The following is a 16173-nucleotide window of genomic DNA, read 5'->3' as shown; positions in this document are numbered from 1 at the left end:
GAGCCGCGGCAGGACGGGGTGGGGAAACACGGGCGTCACACGGGTGGGGTTCACTGGGGGGAGACGCCCGACGGGCGCGGGACGGAGGCGCGGCATGGACCTGAACACGATCCAGCGCGTCCGGGTGGTGCGCGAGCGCTCCGAGCTGGCGGGCCGCGGGCCGCGCTCAGCGGTCATCGGAGGCGGCTCCTGGGTGTTCTCTCTCCCCCACGACCACCTCGACGAGCTCCTCGACCTGCAGGGATTCGCGTGGGAGCCGATCGTGCGCACGGACGCCGGGATCTCGATCGCGGCGACCTGCACGCTCAGTGAGCTCGCCGCGATGCCCGACGCGGACGACACAGCCCACCCGCTCTTCTTCCAGTGCTGCACGGCACTGCTGGGCTCCTTCAAGATCTGGAACGTCGCCACTGTCGGCGGCAACATCGCCAACGCCCTGCCCGCAGGACCGATGATCAGCCTCGCCGCCGCGCTCGACGCCACCGCCCTCGTCTGGCGGGCCGACGGCTCGGACGTCGCCGTGCCGGTCGCCGAGCTCGTGACCGGCGACATGACCACTTCCCTGGCCCAGGACGACGTCATCCGCTCGATCGAGTTCCCGCTCTCCTCCCTCCGGGCGCGCACCGCGTTCCGCAAGACGGCGCTCTCCCCTCTCGGACGCTCCGGCGCCGTCGTCATCGGCCGCCTCGACACCGACGGCGCGTTCGTGCTCACGATCACCGCGGCGACCGTCCGGCCGGAGCTGCTCCGCTTCGCCGCCGTTCCCTCCTCGGCCGAGCTCGCCGCGGCCGTCGACGGCGTCGCGACCTGGTTCACCGACCCGCACGGAGCCGCCGACTGGCGCCACGCCGTCGTCCGCGTGCTCGCCGAGGAGATCCGCACCGAGCTGGCCGGAGGCGCCCGATGAGGTTCACCGTCAACGGGGAGCCGGTCGACGCCTCCCCCCGCCCCGGCCAGGTGCTGCGCACCCTCCTCCGCGACCACGAGCACTTCGAGGTGAAGAAGGGGTGCGACGCCGGCGACTGCGGCGCCTGCTCCGTCCTCGTCGACGGGACGCCGTTCCACTCCTGCCTCTACCCCGCCCACCGCGTCGAGGGCCGCGAGGTGACGACCGCGGCCGGCCTCGGCACGCCCGAGGAGCCGAGCGCGGTGCAGGAGGCGTTCGTCGAGGCCGGCGCGTTCCAGTGCGGCTTCTGCACGGCCGGCATGGTGGTCACGGCCACGGCGCTCGACGGAGTCCGCGCCGAGGACGTGCCGCGGCTGATGAAGGGCAACCTCTGCCGGTGCACGGGCTACCGCCCCATCCGCGAGGCCGTGACGGGCGCCTGCGCGTCCGGGCACGGCGCGCACGCGGCCGAGCCGTCCGGAGCGGATCGCACGGAGGCCCCGGTCCGCGGACGGCACGCGGCCCCGCCGTCGGGTCTCACCCCCGTCCGCCGCACCGGTCGCCCGTCGGCCGAGGAGTCCCGGGTCGGCCGCTCGCTCGGCGCGCCCGCCGGCCGGCGGATCGTCCAGGGCCGCGAGCCGTTCACCCTCGACGTCGCCGTCCCCGGCCTGCTGCACCTGAAGGTCGTCCAGAGCCCGCACGCCCACGCGCGCATCCGCTCGATCGATACGACCGCCGCCCGCGCGATGCGGGGCGTCGTCGCGGTCCTCACCGCCGAGGACGTCCCGGACGTCCTCTACTCCACCGCCCGCCACGAGTCCCGGCTCGACGACCCGGACGACACCCGCATGCTCGACACCGTCGTCCGGTTCCGCGGGCAGCGCGTGGCCGTGGTGGTCGCGGAGTCGGTGGCCGAGGCGGAGGCGGCCTGCCGCGCCGTCGAGGTCGATTACGAGGTGCTGCCCGCCGTCTTCGACCCGGAGGAGGCGCGCTCGGCCGGCGCGCCGCTCCTGCACGCCGACAAGGATCCGATCGCCTCGCGCATCGCCCGGCCGGAGGCGAACGTCGTCGCGGAGCTCCACGGAGAGTACGGGGACGTGGCCGCCGGACTCGCGGAGGCCGACGTGGTCGTCGAGGGCCGGTACTCGACCTCCCGGGTCGCGCACACGGCTCTCGAGACCCACGGCACCATCGGCTGGCTCGAGGGCGGAGAGCTGGTGCTGCGGACCTCGACGCAGGTGCCCTTCCTCGTGCGCGACGAGATCGCGCGCCTGTTCGACCGCGATCCGTCGACCGTCCGCGTCTTCACGGCACGGGTGGGCGGCGGCTTCGGCGGCAAGCAGGAGATCCTGACGGAGGACGTCGTCGCCCTCGCCGTGCTCGCCACCGGCCGGCCCGTGCAGTTCGAGTTCACCCGTAGCGACGAGTTCACGATGGCCCCCTGCCGACACCCGATGCGGGTCGGCGTCACGCTCGGCGCCCGGCGCGACGGACGGCTGACCGCCCTCGCCGTGGACGTGCTCTCGGACACCGGCGCCTACGGCAACCACGGACCCGGCGTGATGTTCCACGGCACCTCGGAGTCGATCGCCGTCTACAGCGCGCCCAGCAAGCGCGTCGACGCGCAGGCCGTCTACACGAACAACCTCCCCTCGGGGGCGTTCCGCGGCTACGGCCTCGGGCAGGTGATCTTCGGCATCGAGTCGGCGATGGACGATCTCGCCCGCGAGCTCGGGATCGACCCGTTCGAGCTGCGGCGGATCAACGCGGTGCGCCCGGGCGAGCCGCTGGTGGTCACGCACGTCGAGGGCGACGACATCGGCTTCGCCTCCTACGGGCTCGACCAGTGCCTCGACCTCACCGAGGCGGCACTGGCCGGCGGCGGCGGCTCCCCCGCCCCCGACGGACCGGGGTGGCGGACAGGGCAGGGCACGGCACTGGCGATGATCGCCACCATCCCACCGCGGGGCCACTTCTCGGAGGCGACCGTCACCGTCGACGCCGAGGGAGTGCTGACCATCGGCGTCGGCACGGCCGAGTTCGGCAACGGGACGACCACCGTGCACACGCAGCTGGTCGCGAGCGCCTTCCGCGCCTCGGCCGACCGGGTGCGGATCCGCCAGTCCGACACGGACGCGGCCCGCTACGACACCGGAGCGTTCGGCAGCGCCGGCACGGTGGTCGCGGGCAAGGCCGTCCACTCGGCCGCGACGCGCCTCCTCGCCGAGCTGCAGGCGCTCGCGAAGCGGCTGACCGGGCACGACGAGACCTTCGAGCCCGACGACGAGGGCCTGCTCGCTCCGGACGGCACCCGGGTCGCGTTCGCCGATCTGGTCCGCGCGGCCGGCGGACCGGTCACCGCGACCGGGAGCGAGGACGGCGCTCAGCGCTCGCTCGCGTTCAACGTCCAGGGCTTCCGGGTCGCGGTGCACGAGCCGACGGGCGAGGTGCGGATCCTGCAGTCGGTGCAGGCGGCCGACGCCGGCTTCGTGGTCAACCCGGCGCAGTGCCGCGGGCAGGTCGAGGGCGGAGTGGCGCAGGCGATCGGCTCGGCGCTGTACGAGGAGGTGATCCTCGACGGCGAGGGCACCGTGACCACGGCGATCCTCCGGAACTACCACATCCCGCAGATGGCGGACGTGCCCGAGACCGAGGTGCTCTTCGCGGACACCGCCGACGAGCTCGGGCCGTTCGGCGCGAAGTCGATGAGCGAGGCGCCCTACAACCCGGTCGCCCCCGCACTCGCCAACGCCGTCCGCGACGCGATCGGCGTGCGGCCGACCGAGCTGCCGCTCTCCCGCGACCGGATCTGGCGGCTCCTGCACCCGGACGCCGCCCCGGTTGCGACCGTCGAGGCGGAGGCGCCGCCCGGTTGAACGACGACGGGCTGAGCGCCGATCGGCTGCCGCAGCTCAGACGCGCGACGCCAGCTCCGTGCTCGCCCGGGCGACCTCGCGGGCGATCGCGTCCTCGTCCGCGTTCACCAGCCGTCCCTCCCGCACCGTCGGGCGACCCTGCACCAGGAGCAGGCTCAGCGGGGGCTGCGCTCCGAGTGCGAGCGCCGCGACCGGGTCCGCGATGCCCGCGTGCTCGATCCCGTCGATCCGCCAGAGCGCGAGGTCGGCGAGCTTGCCGACCTCGATCGAGCCGATCTCGTCCTGCCGGCCGAGCACCCGGGCCCCGCCGATGGTGGCGACCGAGAGCGCCTGCCGGGCGCTCATCCGGTCGGCGCCGGCGCGCAGGCGGTTCATCAGCACCGCGGCGCGGATCTCGGAGCCGAGCTGACCGGACTCGTTCGACGCCGCGCCGTCCACGCCGAGGCCGACCGGGGCTCCCGCAGCCAGCAGCTGCGGGATCGGCGCGATGCCCGCCGCGAGCCGGCCGTTCGAGGACGGGCAGTGCGCGACTCCGGTGCCCGTGGCCGCGAACTTCGCGATCGCGTCGGCGTCGAGGTGGACGCAGTGCGCCATCCAGACGTCATCGCCGAGCCAGCCGAGCGACTCCAGGTGGTCGGTGGGCGAGAGGCCGAACGCCTCCCGCGTGTAGGCGTCCTCCTCCACGGTCTCGGAGCCGTGGGTGTGCAGCCGGACCCCGAGCTGACGGGCGAGGACGGCCGACTCGCGCAGCAGGTCGGTGGTCACCGAGAAGGGCGAGCACGGGGCGATCGCGACCCGCACCATCGCGTCGGCGGAGGCGTCGTGGTACCGCTGGACCGCCTCTCCACTGGCCTGGAGCGCGGCCGCCGTGGTCTCGACGGCGAAGTCCGGCGGGAGGCCGCCCCGGGACTCGCCGAGGTCCATCGACCCGCGGGTCGCGTGCAGCCGGAGGCCGAGGGTGCCGGCCGCGTCGACGATGCCGCCGACGATGTCGCCGGAGCCCCGCGGGAAGACGTAGTGGTGGTCGGCGACCGTGCTGCAGCCGGACCGGGCGAGGACGCCCATCGCGCCGAGGGCGGCGGAGCGGGTCAGGTCGGCGTCGATGCGGGACCAGGCGGGGTAGAGCGCGACGAGCCAGTCGAAGAGGATCGAGTCCTGCGCCCAGCCGCGGGTGAGCCACTGGTAGAGGTGGTGGTGCGTGTTGACGAGCCCGGGAGTGAGCAGGTGGCCGCGGCCGTCGACCCGCGTGAGCGCGATCGCCTCCTGCGCCGGCAGGCCCGTCGGGGACCGTCCGTCGAGGGCCCACGCCGGAGGGTCGCCGGCTCCGACGGCGACGATGCGGGAGTCGTCGACGACGACGTGGCCGACGGGGTGCTCGGTCCCGTGCGCGTCGACGGTGGCGACGTGGGCTCCGGTGAGGACGTGGCGCTGCATGCCCCGAGCATGGCAGCGCGGTGTTTCGCGGCCGTTTCCCGCCGGAGTGCGATCAGGCCGGCGATCACGACGGCGCGCGGTCAGCGGAGGACGTGCGGCTCAGCGCGCCGCGTGGATCGGGCCCGAGCGCCCCGCGAGCGGCTCCCCGGACGTCCCCGTGCGCGCGGCGAGGACCTCAGCGAGGATCGACACGGCCGTCTCCTCCGGCGTCGACGCGCCGATGTCCAGGCCGATCGGCGAGTGCAGGCGGGCGAGCGCCTCCTCCGTCACTCCCGCCTCGCGCAGCAGCCGCAGCCGCCGCTCGTGGGTGCGCCGCGATCCCATCGCGCCGACGTAGGCGACCGGGAGCGCGAGCGCGGTCTCGAGCAGCGGGATGTCGAACTTCTCGTCGTGCGTGAGCACCGCGATCACGGTGCGCGAGTCGACCTCGGCGCGGGCGAGGTGGTCGGACGGCCACTCGACCACGACCTCGTCGGCGCCGGGGAAGCGCTCGGCGGTCGCGAACACCGGACGCGCGTCGCAGACGGTCACGCGGTAGCCGAGCAGGGATCCGGCGGAGCAGAGCGCGGCGGAGAAGTCGACGGCGCCGTAGATCAGCAGGCGCGGCCGCTCGGCGTGCACGATGTAGGCGATCTCGAGCTCGGCGCTCCGGCAGCCGGTCTCGACCGTGGCCGAGCGGCCGGAGGCCAGGCGCGCCTCGCGCTCGGCGAGGATGCGGCGGGCGGTGTCCTCGTCCAGGTGCGGGCCGACGACGTCCTGGAGGCGCGTCGCTCCGGTGAGGACGAGGCCGATCAGCTCCTCCGGGCCGCCGACGACGATCGCCAGCGCGGCCGAGCGGCCGGCGCGGGTGGCGCGCAGCTCGGCGAGGACCGCGGTGGAGCCGGAGTCGACGACCTGGCCGAACACGCGCAGCTGCCCCCCGCAGGACAGGCCCGCGGCGAAGGCCGCCTCGTCGTCGAAGCCGAAGTGCTCGGACGCGCTGCCCGAGGTGCCGAGCACCTCCTGGGCCAGCGCGTACGCCTGCGCCTCGACGCAGCCGCCGGAGATCGAGCCGATCGCGCGCCCCTCCGCGTCCACCGCCATCGAGGAGCCGAGAGCGCGGGGAGCCGAGCCGAAGACGTGCGTGACCGTGACGACCGCGACGCTCCCGCCCCCCTCGACGCGCTCGAGCAGGGGGGCGGCGATGTCGAGCACGACGGCCTCCTCTTCTCGGACGGGAGGCGACGGCGCCGGGGCTGCGGGGAGGCCGGGCGGAGCCGCCGACGGGCGCTCACACGCAGGAAACATGCCGAGTATAGGGTCGATCCATGCCTGACGACGCTCCCTTCCTCGACCTCGTGATCCGCGCCTCCGACGTGCTGACCGAGAACGGCCGGCGTCCGGCCAGCATCGCGATCGCCGAGGGCCTGATCGTCGCGGTCGGCGAGCGGGACGCCCCCTGGCGGACCACGGAGGAGATCGTCCTCCCCGAGGGCCAGGTCCTGATCCCGGGGATCGTCGACACCCACGTGCACGTCAACGAGCCGGGCCGCACGGAGTGGGAGGGCTTCGCCTCCGCCACCCGCGCCGCCGCCGCCGGGGGCGTCACCACGATCATCGACATGCCGCTGAACTCGATCCCGCCGACCACCACGGTGGCGGGGCTCGAGGCCAAGCGCGCGGCCGCCGGGCCGCAGGCGCGGGTGGACGTCGGCTTCTGGGGCGGGGCGATCCCCTCGAACCTCGGCACGCTGCGCGAGCTCCACGACGCGGGCGTCTTCGGCTTCAAGTGCTTCCTCTCGCCGAGCGGCGTGGACGAGTTCCCGCACCTGAGCCGGGAGCAGCTCGTCGAGGCGATGCGCGAGATCGCCGCCTTCGACGGACTGCTGATCGTGCACGCCGAGGACCCGGCCGAGCTGGAGGCGAGCGCGCTGGAGCCCGGCGCCTCCTACGGCGCGTTCGTCGACTCCCGCCCGCCCGCCTCCGAGCGCAGCGCGATCCTGCACGTGATCGAGGCCGTCCGCGAGACCGGCTGCCGCGCGCACATCCTGCACCTCTCCTCCGCCGACGCGCTGCCGCTCCTGCGCGAGGCCAAGGCCGAGGGGCTGCCGATCACCGCCGAGACCTGCCCGCACTACCTCACCTTCGACGCCGGCTCGATCCCCGACGGCGGCACGCAGTTCAAGTGCTGCCCGCCGATCCGCGACGAGCGCAACCGCGAGCTGCTCTGGAAGGGGCTGCTCGACGGGACGGTCGACATCATCGCCTCGGACCACTCCCCCGCCACCGCCGAGCTGAAGCTCCCCGCCGGCGGCGACTTCGGCGTCGCCTGGGGCGGGATCTCGGGACTCGAGCTGAGCTTCCGCGCGGTCTGGACCGGGGCCCGCGAGCGGGGCATCCCGCTCGAGCAGGTCGTCGCCTGGATGTCCACGGCGACCGCCGCGTTCGCCGGGCTCGGCCAGAAGGGCCTGCTGCACGCGGGATCCGACGCCGACCTGGTCGCGTTCGACCCGGAGGCGCAGTGGCGCGTGGACGTCGACGCCCTCTCGCACCGGAACCCCGTCTCGGCCTACGACGGCCGCGTCCTCCGCGGCGCCGTCGCCGCCACCTGGGTCGGCGGCCGACGCGTCACCGCCGCGCCGGTCCCGCCCGCCGGGCGCCTCCTCAGCCGCCCCTGACCTCGACCCGCCGATCCCCCGCCTCCCTGACGACACCTCGGGGAGCTCGACCGCTCACGCCGAGCGCCGCCGTGTCATCGGCAGGTTTCGAGCGTGTGAACGGAGGCGGGTCGGAGCCGCGGAGCGGGCGGATCGCACAAGACTCGGAGTCCCGGCGGCGGCTCCTCGGGATGCTCCGCCGGTGCGCGGAGCCCCCGGCAGGCGCGAGGCTGGCAGACGGGCTCGCAGGAGCCGCGAGCAGGACGGTCACCACCGCGTGACCGGGCCCGGCCGCACGGAACGGACAGGAGCGGACATGTCGATCATCCTCGGGGACCACCAGTACGGGAAGGCCGAGAACCGCGTCGTGCGGATCTACCGCGAGACCCCGCGGCACGAGATCCACGACGTCAACGTCTCCACGGCCCTCCGCGGCGACTTCGAGGCCGCGCACCGAGAGGGCGACCAGTCGGCCGTCCTGCCCACGGACACGCAGAAGCAGACGGCGTACGCCTTCGCCAAGGAGAAGGGCCTGCGCTCGATCGAGCCCTACGGCCTCGAGCTGGCCCGCCACTTCGTCGACGGCTACGAGCCCGTCCACGGCGCCCGCATCGAGATCGAGGAGTTCGCCTGGGAGCGCGTGCTGGTGGACGGGCGCGAGCACGACCACACCTGGGTCCGGAAGGGCCAGGAGACGCGGATCGCGTCGGTCACGGTCGAGGGCTCGGGCGACGAGCGGCGGATCTGGATCACCGGCGGCTTCAAGGACCTCACGATCCTGAAGTCCACGGGGAGCGAGTTCCACGGCTTCCTCACCGACCCCTACACGGTCCTCCAGCCGACGAACGACCGGGTGATGGCGACCTCGCTGGTCGCGAAGTGGCGCTTCGCCCTGAGCGAGGACGAGATCGCGGCGATGGACTGGGAGGCGGTGTACGCGGGCGTCAAGGCGCTCATGACGAGCCGCTTCGCGACCGTGCACTCCCTCGCCCTCCAGCAGACGCTCTTCGAGATGGGGAAGGCGGTCCTGGAGGAGTACCCGCAGATCGTCGAGATCCGTCTCTCCGCGCCGAACAAGCACCACTTCGTCTACGACCTGTCGCCCTTCGGCGTCGAGAACGACAACGAGGTCTTCCACGCCGCCGACCGCCCCTACGGCCTGATCCAGGCGAGCGTCGCCCGCGACGATGCGCCGCCCGCGGGATCCGCCTGGACCGCCTACACGGGCCTGGTGTGACCGGCGCCGGGGGCGTCCACCGGGGGCACGTGCTGCACGTCGCCGGGGGTGCGACGCTCACGACCGCGCGGGAGTCGCTGGTGTCGATCCCGGACGGCGCTCTCGCCGTGGACGAGGACGGCACGATCGCCTGGGTCGGTCCGTACCGCGAGCTGCCGGACCGCTTCGCGCTCCTGCCGGTCTCCGGCGACGCCGCGTCGATCCTGCTGCCCGGCTTCGTCGACGCGCACGTGCACTTCCCCCAGACGTTCTCGACTGACGGCTTCGGCGGCGGCCAGCTGCTCGAGTGGCTCGACCGGACGGTGTTCCCGGCGGAGGCGCGTCTCGCCGACCCGGAGTTCGCCGACGTCGTCGCGCGCGCCTTCACCCGGCGACGGGTGGCCGCGGGCACGACCGCCGCGATGGTCTTCGGCTCCGCGTTCCCGGCCGCGCAGGACGCCCTCTTCGAGCGCAGCCGCGAGGCGGGGCTGCGGATCGTGTCGGGGCGCGGCATCCAGACCACGGGCCCGGCCTCGGCGGCTCCCCTGATCACCTCCGAGGAGGAGGCGCTGACGCTCGCGTCGGAGGAGATCGACCGCTGGCACGGGAGGAACCCGCTCCTGCAGGTCGCGCTCGTCCCGCGGTTCTCGCTGTCCGTCACTCCCCGGACCCTCGGAGCGCTCGGCGACCTCTACGACGACGTCCGCGGACGCGGCGTCTACGTGCACAGCCACCTCAACGAGAACGACCGGCCCGGCGACGGCGAGATCGCCGCCGTGCTCGGCTCGTACGGCACCCGCAGCTACCTCGACACCTACGACGGGCTCTTCCTCCCCGGCTCCGCGCGCGGAGGCTCCTCCCTCCTCGGGCCGCGCACGATCCTCGCTCACGCCGTGCACTGCCAGGACGCGGAGCTGCACCGGATGGAGGAGACCGGCACCTCGATCGCCCACTGCCCGACCTCGCAGCAGTTCCTCGGCTCCGGCACCATGCCCTGGCGCCGGACCGTCGCCTCGGGGGTCACCGTCGCCCTCGGTTCGGACGTGGGCGCGGGCGACGAGTGGCTGCTGGCGCGAGTGGCGAACGACGCCTTCAAGGTGCACCTCTCGGAGCCCGGCGACGCGGCCGTCGCCCTGCATCCGGCCGAGCTCCTGTTCACGGCGACGCTCGCCGGCGCACGGGCGCTCGACCAGGAGGACCGGTTCGGCAGCCTCGACCCCGGGAAGGACGCGGACTTCCTCCGCATCGAGCCCGACCGGTGGGAGCCGCTCGCCGACGTCCTCGCCCACGGGATCCGCGCGGACGACGAGGAGGAGGCGACGGCCCAGCTGCTCTTCGCCCTGCTGATGACCCTGCGCGAGCCGGCGATCGCCGCGGTGCACGTCCGGGGCAGGCGGATCGTGGCTCCGGAGTGACGGGGCCGGCCCGGGAAGCGCGGTGCGGACCGCGCGCACCCGGCCGTCAGCGCAGGCGCAGCGCCAGGAACAGGTCGGCGCGGTCCGCGGTGTCCGACAGGTCGCGCTGCGTCAGCTCCTCCACCCTCGCGATGCGGTACCGCACCGTGTTCAGGTGCAGGTGCGTCTGCTCCGCCGTGCGCACCCACGAGCCGCCGCAGTCGAGGAACGCCGCGAGCGTGGCGACCAGCTGCGAGCCGTAGCGCGCGTCGTGCTCGACGAGCCGCCCGAGCACCAGCTCGACGAACACCGAGCGCAGGTGGTCGGGGACCGCGCTCAGCAGCTGCACGGCGGAGGTGACCTCCCCGGAGTCGCTGACCCGCACCGGAGCGTCGTCGCCCGGAGAGCCCGGCAGCAGCATCCCGTAGCGTGCCGAGCGGAGGGCGCCGCCGAGCGCGGGCAGCGGAGTCGCGGCGCTCGTCCCGACGCGCAGCACGGCGCCCGGCCACGCGGCTCCCGCTCGTCGCAGCGCCGAGATGACGACGGCGAGCGGATCCGCGCCGGTGGGGATCGCACCGGTCGCCTCGGTGGGCAGCACCGCCACCGCGCAGCCCTGGGCGTCGCGTCCGACCACGGCGCGGCCCAGGTGCGCGGCGGCGTCGACCAGGACACGGCGCGCCAGGTCCGGGGGCGCGTCGCCCTCGAACTCGGCGGCGACCACGGCGCACCGCCCGGCGCCGCCGAGTCCGAGCTGCCGCAGGTACACCGCGGCCTCGGGCTGCTCGCTGTCCTCCTCCACGAGCTCGAGCAGGCGGTCGGCGAGAGCGGAGTCGGCCGAGAGCGCCGCCTCCCGCTGCAGCCGGTAGACCCCCACGACTCCGGCGAGCTCCGTCACGGCGTCGAGTACTGCGGCGGGCCAGTCGTTCCAGTCGCCCCCGACGACGACCAGCCAGGAGGTGGCGCGGTGCTCGCCCGCGCCTGCGACGGTGAGGACCGACAGGGCGCCGCCGCGGGCGTCCGCGACCACGACCGGGCTGCGCCGGGCCGTGAGCGCCGCGTGCACGACCCGCTCGATCTCCCCCAGCCCCAGGGGCGAGGCGGAGGCCGCGGTCCGGCCGGTCGCGGTCAGCACCGACACGGGGAGTCCGAGCTCGCGCGAGGTGCGCGTGACGAGCTCGTCGAGCTGCTGCCCCCGGTAGACCTCGGTCAGCAGCTCCCGCTGGCGGGCGAGGGCGGCCGTCAGCCGGGCCACGCGGTCGCCGGCGAGGGCGTTCGACAGGTGCGCCGTGATCGCGCCGAACGACACATCGGCCGGCACGGCGATCAGCGGGACGTCGTGCTCGCGGCAGGCGACGACGAGGTCGTCCGGCACGAAGCCCAGCAGCCCCTCGCCGGCGAGCAGAGCGCTGGCACCCGAGTCCGCGACCGCGGCGACGAAGGCCGCGCTGTCCTGGGCGTCCCGACGCCAGACCAGACCGGTCAGCACCAGCTGGTCGCGCGAGATGTAGCGGCGCGGGTCGAGGAGATCGGTCGTGAAGATGCCGTCGACCGGCCGCGCGAGCGCTCCGTCGCCGGCGACCAGCACGCGCAGCCGCAGCTGCGGCGCGTCGAGGACGTCCTGCAGCTGCATCAGCTGCCCCGGTAGGTCGAGTAGGCGAAGGGGCTGAGCAGGAGCGGGATGTGGAAGTGCGCCTCCTCGTCGTCGAGGCGGAAGGCGACGACGACCTCGGGGTAGAACGACTCGGTGCCCGAGGCGGCGAACCAGACGCCGGTGTCGAAGACGACCCGGTGCACCCCGGCGGCCAGGCGCTCCGGCCCGAAGGCCGCCACGCGGCCGTCGTCGTCGGTGCGGGCCTCGGCGAGGCGCTCCCAGCCGGAGCCGGCACGGGCGTCGAGAGCCACCGGGACCCCGCGCGCGGGGCGGCCGCGGACGGCGTCGAGCACGTGGGTGGTGACGCGGCTGGCGTGCCCGCTCATCGTGCGGCCTCCGCCCGGACGAGGCGCCCGTCGTCGAGGCCGCGGACCCGCAGCACCGTGATCTCCCGCAGCTGCTCCGCGACGATGCGGGCCTCCGTCTCGTCGTCGAGCCCGAGTCTCCGCTCCAGCTCCGCGACGACCTCGGCCCGGTCGCGGCCGGCCGCGCGGAGGAGGAACACGCGCCCGAACCGCTCCTCGTAGGCGCGGTTGCCGGCCAGCAGCCGCCGGGTCAGCTCCTCGTCGCCCGTGCGGCTCGCCGCCTGCTCCGCGGCCGAGAACGCGGAGGAGCGCCCCGCGCCCGCGTGCCGCTCGCCGATCCGGGGGTGGTCGGCCAGCGCCGCCTCCACCTCCTCCTCGGTGAGCGTGCGCGCGGCCCGCTCGGCCGCGTCGGCGAGCGCGTCGGCCGACGGGTAGGGCGCGCCGGAGGCGACCTCGTCGGCCCAGCGGGGGACGGCGAGGCACGCGAGCAGCACGTCGCGGGCGGTCTCGGATCGGGTGTCGGTCATGCGGTCTCCTTCGTCCGGCGGAGCAGGGGCTCGGCCTGCGGCACGATGGTCGGATGGATCTGGTCGGGAGTCGGGACCTCGTCGGGCTGGTGCTCGCGGCGGGTGCGGGGCGCCGGGCGGGCGGCCCGAAGGCGCTGCGGCGCGACGCGGCGGGAGTTCCCTGGGTGGAGCGGGCCGCCGAGAGGCTCCGCGCGGTGGGCTGCGGGCGGGTGCTCGTGGTCCTGGGCGCGGAGGGCGGACGGGCGCGCCTCCTGGTGCCGCCGTCCGCGGACGTGGTCGTCGCGGCCGAGTGGGAGAGCGGCCTCTCGGCGTCGCTCCGCGCGGGTCTCGCCGCGGCCGAGGGCGTCGCCGCGCTGGTCGCCCTGGTCGACCTGCCCGAGGAGCCGCCGAGCGTGGGGGCCCGGCTGCTCGCGGAGGCGCCGGTCGCGCCGGACGTGCTCGCCCGCGCGGTCTTCCGCGGTCGGCCCGGTCATCCGGTGCTGCTGGGACGGGACCACTGGCCGGAGCTCCTCGAGGGCGTGCACGGCGACTCCGGCGCGCGCGACCTGCTCCGCGCGAGGGGCGCGCGGGGGGTGGAGTGCGGCGATCTGTGGTCGGGAGCCGACCGCGACGGGCCGGACTGAGCGGTTCACGCCAGGCCCGCGTCGTCGAGGGCGGCGGCCAGCGCCCGCCAGGCCAGCGTCGCGCAGACGGAGCGGACGGGGTTGCCCGCCACCGCGAGCAGCGCCTGCTCCTCGCCGGCGAGTGCACCCTCCCGGTGCGCCATCGCCGCGAGGAACGCGTCGATCCGCTCCCGCATGTCCGACGCCGGCAGCCCGTCGAGACCGTCCACGAGCAGCGACGCGGATCCCCGCGAGACCTCGCACCCCCGCCCGCTCCAGGCGAGGCGCACCTGCTCCGCGCCGCCGTCGACGCGCAGCTCGATCCGGTCGCCGCAGGTGGGGGTGATCAGCTCGGCCCGGCCGAGGGCCGGAGTCGGGTCGGCCTGCCCGACGGGGTCCTTGGCGTGCGCGCGGATCAGCTCCGCCGCCTCGCTCACGGCCGGTCCTCCAGCTCGGCGAGCTCCGCGTAGGCCGTGCTGATCCCGGCGATCCGCTCGCGCGACTCCCTCGGCGACGCCCCGAGCACTCCGGAGGCCACGAGCGCGACCGCGCTCATCGCCGCCGCGTAGCTGTCCAGCGCCGTGCCGCTGTCGACCGGGCACTCCAGCCAGACCGCCGCGTGCTCCGCGTAGCGCCGGGCGGGCGGATCCGCGAGGAGCACCACGGGCACCTCGCGCGCGGCGAGCGTCCCGATCAGGGCCGCGAAGGAGGCGGGGCGGCGGCGGAAGCCGACCAGCACCACGACGTCCTCGGCTCCGAGCCCCTCGAGCTCCTCACCGAGCGACTGGCCGGGCTGCGGGGCGATCCGGACGCGTCCGCGCGCCTGCGCGAGCTGCTGGCGCAGGTGCAGCGCCACCGGGTAGCTGTTGCGCAGTCCGATCACGACGACCTCGCGCGCTCCCGCGATCAGCCGCACCGCCTCCTCCAGCCGTCCGTCGCCGAACGCGGCGGCCAGCCGAGCCAGGTTCGCCCGCTCGCTCTCGAGGTGCGCGGCGAGCGGATCCCCCTGTCCCTGCGCGGGACCGACCGGCACACCGGAGGACCGCAGCGCCCGGGCGTGCTCGCGCACCTCCTGCGAGTTCGAGAACCCCAGGCGGCGGAACAGCCGCGAGACCGTGGCCTTGGACACTCCGCTGTGCTGGGCGAGCTCGGTCGCCGTGTAGACGGCCAGGTCGCCGAGGTGGTCGAGGATGAAGTCGGCCGCCCGCTGCTCCTGCCGAGACAGCGCGGCGTAGCCGGCATCGATGCGGTGACCGATGCTCGTCGAGGGGGCCGGGGCGGGGGTCACGCGGTCGGCGTCCCGTCGGCGAGCGCCAGCACGGCCGCCTCGAACGCGTCGAGCGCGGTCGCGACGTCGGCCTCGGTCACGTTCTCGTCCGGGTGGTGGCTGACGCCGCCCTCGCAGCGGAGGAAGAGCATCGCGTACTCGGCGAGGTCGGCGACCGCCATCGCGTCGTGGCCGGCCTTGGAGAACAGCACCATCGGCTCCGCGTCCCCGGTCGCGCGGATGCCCGCGCGCACGACGTCCTGCAGCCGAGAGGAGGCGACGACCGCGGGGGCCGAATGGGTCTCCTCCACCGTCAGCGCGAGACGGCGGAGCGACGCCGACTCCGACATCGCGTGCTCGATGGCGTCCCACGCCGCGTCGCGCTGGGCGTCGGTCTCGGCGCGGAGGTCGAGGCTGAACTCGACCCGGCCGGGGATGACGTTGACCGCGCCCGGGAAGGTCTCGAGCCGGCCGACCGTGGCGATCACGCCCTGCTCCCGCGCGATGCGCTCCACCGCGAGCACGGCCTCGGCCGCCCCGGTGAGCGCGTCGCGGCGGCGGTCGAGCGGAACTCCGCCCGCGTGCCCGGCCTTGCCGGTGAGGGTGAGTGCGAAGCGGCGGGCGCCCGCTATCGAGGAGACCACGGCGAGGGCGCGGTCCGCCTCCTCCAGGTAGGGGCCCTGCTCGATGTGCGCCTCGAGGTAGGCGAGAACGTCCTGCGCGTCGCGCGCGGCGGTGCGGATGCGCGAGGGGTCCAGCCCGAACTCGTGGAACGCCTCGACGAGCGTCGTCCCGTCGGCGTCCTCGAGCTCCCACCAGTGCTCGTCCCAGGTGCCGGCGAGGGCGCGGGAGCCGAGGAGCGCTGTGCCGAAGCGGGTGCCCTCCTCGTCGCCGAACGCGACGACCTCGACGGCGAACGGCAGGCGCCGGCCCGCCCCGTGCAGGCGCGACACCACGGCGATCGCGAGCATCACGCCGAGGATCCCGTCGTAGCGGCCCGCGTCGGGCACCGTGTCGAGGTGCGAGCCGAGCAGGAGCGCCGGGAGTCCCGGAGTCGCGCCCTCGTAGCGGCCGCACTGGTTGCCGGCCGTGTCCTGCCAGGTGCGCATGCCCGCCTCGGTCATCCAACGCGCGGCCATCGCGTTCACCCGGGCGTGCTCGGGCGAGAGGTAGACCCGCTCGATGCCGTCGCGGCTGGAGGAGACCGCGGCGAGCTCGTCGCAGCGGGCCATGATCGCGGCGGCGTCGAGGGCGGGGGCGGCGGTGGCGGCGGGGGGGCAGTGGGCGGCGAGGCGGAGGAGCTCGGCCGTGTCGATCTCGGGCTCGCCGAAGAACACGTCGGCGCCCTGGTCGGCGAACGCGATCAGCTCGCGGAGGAT

14 protein-coding genes are annotated in these 16173 nt (G+C 75.0%); 6 read left to right on the top strand and 8 right to left on the bottom strand.

Annotated elements, in window-relative coordinates:
• The first annotated feature begins 94 nt into the window (after positions 1–94).
• Positions 95–907, top strand: a complete 813-nt coding sequence (locus tag C5C99_RS16000; protein WP_104340394.1) for an FAD binding domain-containing protein — start codon at positions 95–97, stop codon at positions 905–907.
• Positions 904–3762 (top strand): molybdopterin cofactor-binding domain-containing protein, encoded by a 2859-nt coding sequence (locus tag C5C99_RS15995; RefSeq protein WP_104340393.1) that lies wholly within the window; start codon positions 904–906, stop codon positions 3760–3762. The genes C5C99_RS16000 and C5C99_RS15995 overlap by 4 nt, the downstream gene beginning before the upstream one ends.
• A gap of 36 nt (positions 3763–3798) precedes the next feature.
• On the opposite strand, the gene C5C99_RS15990 is transcribed toward C5C99_RS15995, so the two are convergent.
• Both C5C99_RS15990 and C5C99_RS15985 read right to left on the bottom strand, forming a co-directional pair.
• Positions 3799–5196 (bottom strand): 8-oxoguanine deaminase, encoded by a 1398-nt coding sequence (locus tag C5C99_RS15990; RefSeq protein ID WP_104248247.1) that lies wholly within the window; start codon positions 5194–5196, stop codon positions 3799–3801.
• Positions 5197–5295: 99 nt separating this feature from the next.
• Entirely contained in the window at positions 5296–6390 is a 1095-nt protein-coding gene (locus tag C5C99_RS15985) for an XdhC family protein (protein ID WP_258063727.1), read from the bottom strand.
• A 113-nt stretch (positions 6391–6503) separates the two neighbouring features.
• Here C5C99_RS15985 and allB point away from each other — a divergent pair, with 113 nt between their 5' ends.
• The 3 genes from allB to C5C99_RS15970 all read left to right on the top strand — a co-directional run bounded on the left by allB (position 6504) and on the right by C5C99_RS15970 (position 10463).
• The gene (allB, locus tag C5C99_RS15980; RefSeq protein WP_104340391.1) at positions 6504–7853 is read left to right on the top strand and encodes an allantoinase AllB; all 1350 of its coding nucleotides are present in this window, start codon (positions 6504–6506) and stop codon (positions 7851–7853) included.
• Positions 7854–8148: 295 nt separating this feature from the next.
• Positions 8149–9069, top strand: a complete 921-nt coding sequence (pucL, locus tag C5C99_RS15975) for a factor-independent urate hydroxylase (protein WP_104340390.1) — start codon at positions 8149–8151, stop codon at positions 9067–9069.
• Positions 9066–10463, top strand: coding sequence for an amidohydrolase family protein (locus tag C5C99_RS15970; RefSeq protein ID WP_104340389.1), 1398 nt, complete (start codon positions 9066–9068; stop codon positions 10461–10463). Before pucL ends, C5C99_RS15970 begins: the two co-directional genes overlap by 4 nt.
• A 46-nt stretch (positions 10464–10509) precedes the next feature.
• On the opposite strand, the gene C5C99_RS15965 is transcribed toward C5C99_RS15970, so the two are convergent.
• Genes C5C99_RS15965 through uraD form a run of 3 tightly spaced genes read right to left on the bottom strand, consistent with a single transcriptional unit; the run spans position 10510 to position 12925 of the window.
• A complete protein-coding gene (locus C5C99_RS15965; RefSeq protein ID WP_104340388.1) occupies positions 10510–12072 on the bottom strand; it encodes a PucR family transcriptional regulator in 1563 nt (520 codons plus the stop codon).
• Positions 12072–12419, bottom strand: a complete 348-nt coding sequence (gene uraH / locus C5C99_RS15960) for a hydroxyisourate hydrolase (protein WP_104262995.1) — start codon at positions 12417–12419, stop codon at positions 12072–12074. The genes C5C99_RS15965 and uraH overlap by 1 nt, the downstream gene beginning before the upstream one ends.
• Positions 12416–12925, bottom strand: a complete 510-nt coding sequence (uraD, locus tag C5C99_RS15955; protein WP_104234584.1) for a 2-oxo-4-hydroxy-4-carboxy-5-ureidoimidazoline decarboxylase — start codon at positions 12923–12925, stop codon at positions 12416–12418. The genes uraH and uraD overlap by 4 nt, the downstream gene beginning before the upstream one ends.
• A gap of 53 nt (positions 12926–12978) precedes the next feature.
• On the opposite strand from uraD, the gene C5C99_RS15950 reads away from it, so the two are divergent.
• Positions 12979–13548 (top strand): NTP transferase domain-containing protein, encoded by a 570-nt coding sequence (locus tag C5C99_RS15950; RefSeq protein ID WP_104226649.1) that lies wholly within the window; start codon positions 12979–12981, stop codon positions 13546–13548.
• 5 nt (positions 13549–13553) lie between these two features.
• Here the strand turns inward: C5C99_RS15950 and C5C99_RS15945 are convergent, their stop codons facing one another.
• The 3 genes from C5C99_RS15945 to C5C99_RS15935 form a co-directional block, all read right to left on the bottom strand.
• Positions 13554–13964, bottom strand: coding sequence for an iron-sulfur cluster assembly scaffold protein (locus tag C5C99_RS15945; RefSeq protein ID WP_104260556.1), 411 nt, complete (start codon positions 13962–13964; stop codon positions 13554–13556).
• Complete coding sequence (locus C5C99_RS15940; RefSeq protein ID WP_219812189.1) at positions 13961–14815, bottom strand: MurR/RpiR family transcriptional regulator; 855 nt, start codon at positions 14813–14815, stop codon at positions 13961–13963. Before C5C99_RS15940 ends, C5C99_RS15945 begins: the two co-directional genes overlap by 4 nt.
• A partial coding sequence (locus C5C99_RS15935) for an allantoate amidohydrolase (protein ID WP_374953745.1) occupies positions 14812–16173 on the bottom strand: 1362 nt, incomplete at its 5' end. The genes C5C99_RS15935 and C5C99_RS15940, both read right to left, overlap by 4 nt.

The organism is Rathayibacter sp. AY1C4 (assembly GCF_002932195.1).
Taxonomy (GTDB): Bacteria; Actinomycetota; Actinomycetes; order Actinomycetales; family Microbacteriaceae; genus Rathayibacter.
Note: the sequence above shows the minus strand (reverse complement) of the source record. Positions and strands in the feature narration are given on the sequence as shown.

Coding starts and splice junctions, on each gene's coding strand:
- C5C99_RS16000 (WP_104340394.1), top strand. CDS start 95: ATGGACCTGAACACGATCCAGCGCGTCCGGGTGGTGCGCGAGCGCTCC.
- C5C99_RS15995 (WP_104340393.1), top strand. CDS start 904: ATGAGGTTCACCGTCAACGGGGAGCCGGTCGACGCCTCCCCCCGCCCC.
- C5C99_RS15990 (WP_104248247.1), bottom strand. CDS start 5,196: ATGCAGCGCCACGTCCTCACCGGAGCCCACGTCGCCACCGTCGACGCG.
- allB (WP_104340391.1), top strand. CDS start 6,504: ATGCCTGACGACGCTCCCTTCCTCGACCTCGTGATCCGCGCCTCCGAC.
- pucL (WP_104340390.1), top strand. CDS start 8,149: ATGTCGATCATCCTCGGGGACCACCAGTACGGGAAGGCCGAGAACCGC.
- C5C99_RS15965 (WP_104340388.1), bottom strand. CDS start 12,072: ATGCAGCTGCAGGACGTCCTCGACGCGCCGCAGCTGCGGCTGCGCGTG.
- uraH (WP_104262995.1), bottom strand. CDS start 12,419: ATGAGCGGGCACGCCAGCCGCGTCACCACCCACGTGCTCGACGCCGTC.
- uraD (WP_104234584.1), bottom strand. CDS start 12,925: ATGACCGACACCCGATCCGAGACCGCCCGCGACGTGCTGCTCGCGTGC.
- C5C99_RS15950 (WP_104226649.1), top strand. CDS start 12,979: ATGGATCTGGTCGGGAGTCGGGACCTCGTCGGGCTGGTGCTCGCGGCG.